The following is a 2,778-nucleotide window of genomic DNA, read 5'->3' as shown; positions in this document are numbered from 1 at the left end:
GGATTAAAAGTAATCCACGCACCATTAGATAAAGATTACAGAACTTCTACTGATTTTGTACAAGACAATATAAACAAGAATACTGTTGCAATAGTGGGAGTTGCAGGTTCAACAGAACTTGGAGTAATAGATCCAATCCACGAATTATCAGATATTAGTATTGATAAAAATATTCACTTACATGTTGATGCAGCATTTGGAGGATTTGTAATACCATTCCTTAAAGATTTAGGATACAATTTCCCAGATTTTGATTTCACCCTACCCGGTGTTGATTCCATGACCGTGGATCCACATAAAATGGGACTTGCACCAATACCTGCAGGTTGCATACTATTTAAGGATAATAAATGTTTAGATGCAATGGCAGTTGATACTCCATATTTAACTTATAAACAACAATCAACAATTGTTGGAACCCGTCTTGGAGCTAGTAGTGCAGCTATTTTTGCTTTAATGAAATATCTTGGTCGTGAAGGTTATGCTAAATTAGCAAAGGAATGTATGGATAATACTGATTTTCTAGCTAAAGGCCTTAAAGATTTAGGTTATGACTTGGTTATGGAACCTAAACTTAATATTATAGGTTTTAACCATCCACAGTTAAGTACTGAGGATTTAGCTGATGAACTTGAAAAAAGAGATTGGAGAGTTTCTATGAGTAAATGTCCAGAAGCTGTAAGAATCATAGTGATGAGACACATTAAGCATGAAAATATTCTAGATTTACTAGGTGACCTTAAGGATATTAAAAATAATCTTTAAAAATTATCATACTTACATTGTTAACTACTTGTTTAATTAAGTATTAAACAATTTATATTGATTCTTTTTTTACCTTAAAAAACAGGAAAATTTAATACTTTAAAAAATAAAAATATTTTTCTTATCTAAATAAAGTCACAGTATTTTATACTTTAACTTTTACAATAATAATAATACATGATACATCATTTGCATATTTATATAAATCATTACCAGTAAAATCCACTTTTAACAATATATCTACCTGCAAATAAATTAATTTCTAATTTTCCCCAAATTTATCAAAAAAGAGAAATATTAAACTATTCCAAAAATATAAAATAATAATATGAAAGAAATCACAACACCAGTCAAAAATGAAACTATTAAAAATCTTAAAATTGGTGATAAGGTAAATATTACAGGAACAATGCTTACAGGAAGAGATGCAGTACTGCCAAAACTTGTAAAATTATTAGAAAATAATCAAAAAGATGAAATTAAAGTAAACCTTGAAGGGGCTGTGATTATGCATACAGCTTTTAGTAGTGCGGGGATTGCACCAACCACTAGTAATAAAACCGAAATAGAATCAAGCATAATACCATTATCTAGTGCTGGTGTGAAATTACATATAGGGAAAGGATCCCTACACCCTGAAACTGTTGAAGGTTTAAAAAAAGAGGGAAGTGCTTATATAGTAACACCACCTGTTGCAGCATTACTTACAAGTAAAGTGAAATCTTATAAATGTGTAATGTATCCAGAAGAAGGAATGGAAGCATTATACCAATTAGAAGTGGAAAATATTCCAGGTATAGTTGCAAGTATTAATGGTGAAACCATTTAAATAAACACACTATTTTTCAAATGCTCTCTAATTATTTAAATACTAATTTTATAAAAATATTAATATGCAAAGAAAAGGGGTAGCGAATTTACCATTACATGGAGGACACCCACCACACTGGTTATTCACCCGAATGATAGATTTAGCCGAAGCAATAACAGATGTAATACTAGATGAATACGGTCACACAGAATACTTAAACCGTATAAGTAACCCATACTGGTTTCAAGCATTCTCCTGCGTATTAGGATTTGATTGGCATTCCTCTGGAACAACCACAACAACACTTGGAGCTTTAAAAAGAGCAATTAAACCAGAAAAACATGGAATCTACATTTCCGGTGGAAAAGGTGCTAAGTCTCGTAAAACACCACAAGGCATAATTCATGCAGGAGATCTTTTCAATATTTCCACAAATAAAATTGATGAAATGGTGAACAATAGTAAATTATCTGCTAAAATAGATAATAGTTGCATACAAGACGGATTCACCCTATATCAACATAATTTCTTCATAACAGAAAAAGGTGAATGGGCAGTAGTCCAACAAGGAATGAATACAAAAAATAAGTATGCAAGAAGATACCATTGGATGAGTAACACAATAGATGATATGTTAGAAAACCCACATACTGGAATATCCTGTGATGAAAAAGAAGCACAAGCACTAAATATGGTTGCAACAGAAAGTCAAAACACACAACAAATTAGCATAGATTTAATAAATGATAATCCAGAACACTTACGTAAATATTTTAAAAGAAAAGATCAAGCACAAACTTTACTCTCAGATTTCAAATCCACAACCAGTTTCACCATGCCGGCACATCATCCAGTACTTGATATGGATTTATCAGATAAAGAATTTGAAGTACTTAAAGAAGCATGGGAAATACAACCTGAAAATTATGAGGAATTACTCCTTTTACATGGTATTGGTCCGAAAAAGATAAGAGCATTAGCATTAATAAGTGATTTAGTATATGGTGAACCTGCAAGTTGGGAAGATCCTGTGAAATATAGTTTCACACATGGTGGTAAAGATGGTTTCCCTTATCCTGTAAATCGTGAAGTATGTGATAATTCAATTAATACAATGAGACAAGCAATAGAAGAATCCCATATAAATAAAGATGAGAGAATAAAAGCAATAAAAAGATTAGATGATTTTATCACCTAAAAAA

At 31.2% G+C, this 2,778-nt stretch carries 3 protein-coding genes; all 3 read left to right on the top strand.

The features are described from left to right. A partial coding sequence (gene mfnA / locus BP769_RS06030; protein ID WP_413862261.1) for a tyrosine decarboxylase MfnA occupies positions 1-765 on the top strand: 765 nt, incomplete at its 5' end. A 328-nt stretch (positions 766-1,093) separates the two neighbouring features. Then, entirely contained in the window at positions 1,094-1,594 is a 501-nt protein-coding gene (locus BP769_RS06025; RefSeq protein ID WP_413826238.1) for a fumarate hydratase C-terminal domain-containing protein, read from the top strand. 64 nt (positions 1,595-1,658) lie between these two features. Further along, positions 1,659-2,774 (top strand): DUF763 domain-containing protein, encoded by a 1,116-nt coding sequence (locus tag BP769_RS06020; RefSeq protein WP_413862259.1) that lies wholly within the window; start codon positions 1,659-1,661, stop codon positions 2,772-2,774. Positions 2,775-2,778 lie beyond the last annotated feature (4 nt).

This window comes from Methanobrevibacter sp. UBA417, from assembly GCF_002508845.1.
Classification (GTDB): domain Archaea; phylum Methanobacteriota; class Methanobacteria; order Methanobacteriales; family Methanobacteriaceae; genus Methanobrevibacter_A; species Methanobrevibacter_A acididurans.
Note: the sequence above shows the minus strand (reverse complement) of the source record. Positions and strands in the feature narration are given on the sequence as shown.

What these genes read in the sequence shown, in the direction of transcription:
- BP769_RS06025 (WP_413826238.1), top strand. Translation starts at nt 1,094, where the DNA reads ATGAAAGAAATCACAACACCAGTCAAAAATGAAACTATTAAAAATCTT.
- BP769_RS06020 (WP_413862259.1), top strand. Translation starts at nt 1,659, where the DNA reads ATGCAAAGAAAAGGGGTAGCGAATTTACCATTACATGGAGGACACCCA.